Source organism: Dietzia sp. SYD-A1 (assembly GCF_015356725.1).
Classification (GTDB): Bacteria; Actinomycetota; Actinomycetes; order Mycobacteriales; family Mycobacteriaceae; genus Dietzia.
This window is the reverse complement of the sequence record NZ_JADDKI010000334.1, coordinates 1-5,838: the sequence shown is the minus strand read 5'-3', so window position 1 is coordinate 5,838 and position 5,838 is coordinate 1. Positions and strand designations below refer to the sequence as shown.

The following is a 5,838-nucleotide window of genomic DNA, read 5'->3' as shown; positions in this document are numbered from 1 at the left end:
CGGGTCAGCGGCCGGTGCCGGCGTAGACCTGGGCCTCCTCCTCGCCGCCCAGCTCGAACGCGGCGTGCAGGGCGCGGACGCTCTCGGGGAGCTCGTCCTCGCGGACCAGCGCCGAGATGCGGATCTCCGAGGTGGAGATGAGCTCGATGTTGACCCCGGCCTCGGACAGCGACTCGCAGAACGTCGCGGTGACGCCCGGATGCGACTTCATGCCGGCGCCGACCAGGGAGACCTTGCCGACGTTGTCGTCGTAGAGCACCTGGTCGATCCCGAGGTCGTCCTTGGCCTGTGACAGGACCTCGGTGGCCCGGGCACCCACCTCTCGCGGGCAGGTGAAGGTGATGTCGGTCTTGCCCTCGGCCTTGGAGACGTTCTGCAGGACCATGTCGATGTTGATCTCGGCGTCGGCCACCACGCGGAAGATCTTGGCGGCGTACCCCGGCTGGTCGGGGATCCCGACGACCGTGATCTTGGCCTCCGAGGCGTCGTGAGCGACTCCGGTCAGGACTGCGTCTTCCACGGGGATGTCCTCCACTTTTCCGGCCACGAGCGTGCCCGGGTTGGTCGAATACGACGAGCGCACGCGCAGGGGCACGTGGTACCGGCGGGCGAACTCGACGCTCCGCAGGTTGAGGATCTTCGAGCCGACGGCCGCCATCTCGAGCATCTCCTCGTACGAGATGGAGTCGAGCTTGCGGGCGTCGGAGACGATCCGGGGGTCGGCGGTGTAGATGCCGTCGACGTCCGAGTAGATCTCGCAGACGTCGGCGCCGAGAGCCGAGGCCATGGCGACCGCGGTGGTGTCGGATCCGCCCCGGCCGAGGGTCGTGACGTCTCTGGTCTCGCGGGACACGCCCTGGAAGCCGGCGACCAGAGCGATCTTGCCCTGGTCGAGGGCGTCACGGACCCGCCCCGGGGTGATGTCGATGATCCGGCTGTCGCCGTGCTTGGTGGTGGTGATGATCCCGGCCTGGGAGCCGGTGAACGAGTACGCCTCCATCCCGAACGAGCTGATGGCCATGGCCAGCAGCGCGTTCGAGATCCTCTCGCCCGAGGTCAGCAGCATGTCCATCTCGCGCTGCGGTGGTGCGGGGCAGACCTGGTCGGCCAGGTCCAACAGCTCGTCGGTCGTGTCCCCCATCGCGGAGGCGACGACGACGACGTCGTTGCCCGCCTTCTTGGTCTCGACGATCCGTTCGGCCACCCGACGGATACGTTCTGCGGACTCCACGGAGGAGCCGCCGTACTTCTGCACTACGAGTGCCACGCGGTCACACCCTTCCGGTGCTGATCGGCTTAACGCAGCCCTACTTTACGGGAGGTGTTTACTCATCATCGATGACAGAAACCTGGTTGGCCGTCCTCCTGGCCCTCGCCGCCGCCCTCAGTCAGGCCTTCGGCACCGTGATGCGGCACCGCACCAAGGGTCGCGCCGGCGGTCGGCTCGAGGGGCGGTTCGGCGTCCTGGCCAGCAGGTACTGGTGGTCCGGGATGGCGATCAGCTTGGCCGGGTTCGCCTTCCAGGGCGCGGCGCTGGCGTTCGGTTCGCTCATCCTCGTGCAGACGATCACAGTCCTCTCATTGACCTTCGCGCTGCCTCTCGGGGCCTGGGTCACCGGCCGCCGAGTCACCAAGACCGAACTGTTCTGGGGACATGTCCTGGCGGGATGCGTGGTCGTCCTGGTGATCTACGGGCGTCCCATGGGCGGCGACGACCACCCGCCCTGGTACGTGTGGGCACTGGCGTGCGCGGGGGGACTGGTGGCCATCGCCGTGTTGCTGCGACTGTCGCGCAATCGCCGACGCAACGGCAACCGGGCGCTCCTGCTGGGAGTGGCCGGCGGTCTGGCGTTCGCTTATGTGGCGCTGCTCACCAAGGGCGTCGCCGACCGGTGGTACTCGGGCGGGCTGGTCGAGGTCTTCACCGCGGGCGAGGTGTACGGGCTGGTGGTGGCGGCGGTGATCGCGCTGACGCTCCAGCAGATGTCGTTCTCGGCGGGGGCGGTGCACCAGGCGGTACCCGCCTCGACCGTCACCACGCCCGTCGTCGCGCTGGGGCTGGGGGTGGTGGTGCTGGGCGAGTGGTTCACCGTCGACGGCGCCGAACTCGCCATCCTCGCCGCGACCCTGGTGTTGATGGTGGTGGCCACCGTGCGGCTGGCCAACAAGGAGGTCGATCTCGAGCCACAGGCCGACCCGGGCGGCGCGGGCGCGGCCAGTCCAGCGGTAACACGGCCGCAGCCGCCCGCGATTCCAGAGCCATGAGGACCCACCCCGAGCGCCAGCGCACGTCGATCTCATCGCTTAGGCTGAGCCTCATGCGTCCCACCCGCCCCAGTGGCACCTTGAGTAACAACTGTGCCGAGAGGGCCGGCGGCAGCCCCGGGCAGGCCGCGACGTCCCGGCGCCCCTCTCCCAGAACACCCCGACTCGTGGCGACGGCGCTCGCCTCCGCCGCCGCGATCCTCACCCCCCTCGTCGTCACCGCCCCCACCGCCGGGGCGGTGGTCAACGGCGCACCCTCCGGACCCGCCCCGTGGGCCGTGCAGATCACGACGTTCAGCGGCATCCCCGGAACCCCCTGCTCCGGAGTGGTCGTGGCCCCGTACTGGGTGGCCACGGCGAGGCACTGCGGCCCCGCCGACCCGACCGCGTACACCCTGGGGTTCGGCAACCAGGCGACCGTGCCGGGCGGGTTCGCCGAGACCGCCTCGCTCGCCAGCCCGCCGATCGTCGGGGCGTTCGGCTCCCTCGACTCCGGCAGCCTCGGGCGACACACCCCCGTCGCCGCCTACCACGCCCCCGCCGGTGACGTCATGCTGCTCAAGCTCGCACATCCGGCGCCGTCGCCGTCGGTCAAGCGCGCCGGAAGGGATCCCGTACCCGGCGACGTGCTGCGGTTCCACGGCTTCGGCGAGACCACTCCCCGCGGCCAGCGGTCGGCTGAGCTCCGGACCGGCCTCACCCGCCTCGAGCGGATGGAGCCGCGAGCGGGATCCTGGATCGGACGGTCCCACACCACCCAGGGCGGCTACGGGTTGGGGGACTCCGGGGGGCCCGTGTTCCACGGTGACCTCCTGGTGGGCATCCACTCCGGCTCCGACCACGCACGCCGCCAGCCCAACGGGACCAATCCGGCCTGGTACGAGTCGATCCCGTTCCAGAACGGGTGGATCAACTGGATGATCGCCAACCGATGACCACGACGGTCCGGTCACACCCGGCCCCCACGCTCCCGCGCCGGACCTCCCGCGTTTTTGTCACACTGAGCTAATGACCTCGCCGGAGCAGCCGGAGCTCGTGATCCGCCGCGCCTCACGCGGCGATCTCGACCTGGTCCTGTCCGTCGACGACCTGTTCCGCTACCCACCCACCGCGGAGTGGACCCGGGACTTCCTCGACAACGGGTCCAACCTCCTGCTGCTGGCGTTCCACGACGACGTCCCCGTGGGGACGCTGGTGGCGGTGGAGACCGGCTACATGGGCGCCAGCCCCGACCTGTTCGTCTACGGCATCCGCGTGAGCGAGTCACTGCGGGGCCGCGGGATCGCCCACCGCCTGGTCGACAAGGCCCGCGACATCGCCGAGGAGGCCGGTTGCCGCAGGCTCTGGGGTTCGATGCAGAACGACCGGGACCTGAGCGCGGACTCCCCCCTTACCCCGCCCGAGGCGACGACGGGAACCACGACCTTCGTCATCCCGATACCGTGATGAACTCCGATTCCGTGCCCCTCACCGGATCGGTGTATGGTGACCCCCATGCAGCGCGTGCTCCTTCTTGGGTGCCGCGGCGGGGCCCGCTGAGGCGGACCGGCTCCCCGTCGCGGGATCTCGTCGCGCCGGTCCGATCCCCACAGATCGATTCCACGGAAGTAGAGCCCCGCAATGAATCCCGCTGACGCATTCGTCTCGTCGTCGTCGACCATCACTCCCCCCTCGAAGCCCGGACGCCCCGACCAACCGTCGTGGAACCGACAGAAGGGCTCCTCGATGCCGGTCCACCGGTACCGGCCCTTCGCCGAGGAGGTCGAGGACGTCTCGCTCCCCGACCGCACGTGGCCGGACAAGGTCATCACCCACGCGCCCCAGTGGTGCGCCGTGGACCTGCGGGACGGCAACCAGGCTCTGATCGACCCCATGAGCCCGGCCCGCAAGCGTCGGATGTTCGAGCTGCTCGTCCGCATGGGCTACAAGGAGATCGAGGTCGGGTTCCCGTCGGCCTCGCAGACGGACTACGACTTCGTCCGCGAGATCATCGAGGACGACGCGATCCCGGAGGACGTCACCATCCAGGTGCTGGTGCAGTGCCGCGAGGACCTGATCCGCCGCACGTTCGAGGCGTGCGAGGGCGCGTCCAACGTGATCGTGCACTTCTACAACTCGACCTCGATCCTCCAGCGCAAGGTGGTGTTCCGTAAGGACCGCGAGGCGATCAAGAAGATCGCCACCGACGCCGCGGAGCTGGTCACCACCATCGCGAAGGACTACCCGGACACCACCTGGCGCTGGGAGTACTCCCCCGAGTCGTTCACCGGGACCGAGCTCGCGTTCTCCAAGGAGATCTGCGACGCCGTCACCGAGGTCGTGGGGGCCACGCCGGAGAACCCGATCATCCTCAACCTGCCGGCGACCGTCGAGATGGCCACGCCCAACGTGTACGCAGACCAGATCGAGTGGATGCACCGCAACCTCGCGCACCGCGACGCCACCATCCTCTCGCTGCACCCGCACAACGACCGCGGCACCGGCGTCGCGGCCGCCGAGCTGGGCTTCCAGGCCGGCGCCGACCGCATCGAGGGTTGCCTGTTCGGCAACGGCGAGCGCACCGGCAACGTCTGCCTGGTGACGCTGGGCATGAACCTGCTCACCCGCGGCGTCGACCCGCAGATCAACTTCTCCGACATGGACGAGATCCGCCGGACCGTCGAGTACGCCAACCAGCTGCGCGTGCCCGAGCGTCACCCCTACGGCGGCGACCTGGTGTTCACCGCCTTCTCGGGCTCGCACCAGGACGCGATCAACAAGGGCTTCGACGCCCTGCAGGCCGAGGCCGAGGCCCGCGGCGAGGACATCACCGACATCACGTGGGAGGTCCCGTACCTGCCCGTGGACCCCAAGGACGAGGGCCGCACGTACGAGGCCGTGATCCGCGTGAACTCGCAGTCCGGCAAGGGCGGCGTGGCCTACATCATGAAGAGCGACTACGGCCTGCAGCTGCCACGACGCCTCCAGATGGAGTTCTCCGCGCTGGTGCAGAGCGTCACCGATTCCGAGGGCGGCGAGGTCACGCCCAAGCAGATGTGGGACATCTTCACGCTGGAGTACCTGGACCGCATCTCGCCCATGGAGCGGATGTCCCAACATCTGGAGCCGGCCGAGACCGACGACGGCGAGGACTCCATCGACGCCGTGGTCAAGTGGCGGGGCGAGGTCAGGGAGCTGACCGGGTCCGGCAACGGCCCACTGGCGGCGTTCGTCGCCGCGCTCAACGAGATGTTCGACGACGAGGTGCGCATCCTCGATTACTCCGAGCACGCGATGACCGCCGGGGACGACGCCACCGCGGCCGCCTACGTCGAGGTGCAGTTCGGCAATCGGGTGTTCTGGGGTGTCGGCCGGGCCGGGTCGATCACCACGGCGTCGCTGCGCGCGGTGGTCTCGGCGGTCAACCGGGCGTACGCCGACGAGGCCGTCGACCCCGAGGACACCGTGGGCAGCATCGAGGGCGCCCGCACCTGGGCTCCCTGACCGCCCCGGCGCCCGCACGCCGGGCCCCGACCCGAAGAGCGTTCCGCATACATCGCCCGCGAGGCACCTGTGCGGAACGCTCTTCTCGTC

General features: G+C 69.4%; 5 protein-coding genes. 4 read left to right on the top strand and 1 reads right to left on the bottom strand.

Annotated elements, in window-relative coordinates; all coding sequences use genetic code 11:
* Window positions 1-4: 4 nt before the first annotated feature.
* Window positions 5-1,267 carry an aspartate kinase gene (locus IY392_RS13130; RefSeq protein ID WP_107755550.1) on the bottom strand — a complete coding sequence of 421 codons (1,263 nt, stop codon included), beginning with the start codon at window positions 1,265-1,267 and terminating at the stop codon, window positions 5-7.
* A 71-nt stretch (window positions 1,268-1,338) separates the two neighbouring features.
* Between IY392_RS13130 and IY392_RS13125 the strand changes: the two genes are divergently transcribed.
* The 4 genes from IY392_RS13125 to leuA all read left to right on the top strand — a co-directional run bounded on the left by IY392_RS13125 (window position 1,339) and on the right by leuA (window position 5,748).
* Entirely contained in the window at window positions 1,339-2,265 is a 927-nt protein-coding gene (locus IY392_RS13125) for a DMT family transporter (protein ID WP_182612550.1), read from the top strand.
* Between the two features lie 167 nt (window positions 2,266-2,432).
* Window positions 2,433-3,200, top strand: coding sequence for a trypsin-like serine protease (locus tag IY392_RS13120; RefSeq protein ID WP_107755548.1), 768 nt, complete (start codon window positions 2,433-2,435; stop codon window positions 3,198-3,200).
* Between the two features lie 73 nt (window positions 3,201-3,273).
* The gene (locus IY392_RS13115) at window positions 3,274-3,711 is read left to right on the top strand and encodes a GNAT family N-acetyltransferase (protein WP_107755547.1); all 438 of its coding nucleotides are present in this window, start codon (window positions 3,274-3,276) and stop codon (window positions 3,709-3,711) included.
* Between the two features lie 174 nt (window positions 3,712-3,885).
* Entirely contained in the window at window positions 3,886-5,748 is a 1,863-nt protein-coding gene (gene leuA / locus IY392_RS13110; protein WP_107755546.1) for a 2-isopropylmalate synthase, read from the top strand.
* Window positions 5,749-5,838: the final 90 nt, after the last annotated feature.

Excerpts from the sequence above, each read along its gene's own strand:
- IY392_RS13115 (WP_107755547.1), top strand. The coding sequence starts at position 3,274 with ATGACCTCGCCGGAGCAGCCGGAGCTCGTGATCCGCCGCGCCTCACGC.
- leuA (WP_107755546.1), top strand. The coding sequence starts at position 3,886 with ATGAATCCCGCTGACGCATTCGTCTCGTCGTCGTCGACCATCACTCCC.
- IY392_RS13125 (WP_182612550.1), top strand. The coding sequence starts at position 1,339 with ATGACAGAAACCTGGTTGGCCGTCCTCCTGGCCCTCGCCGCCGCCCTC.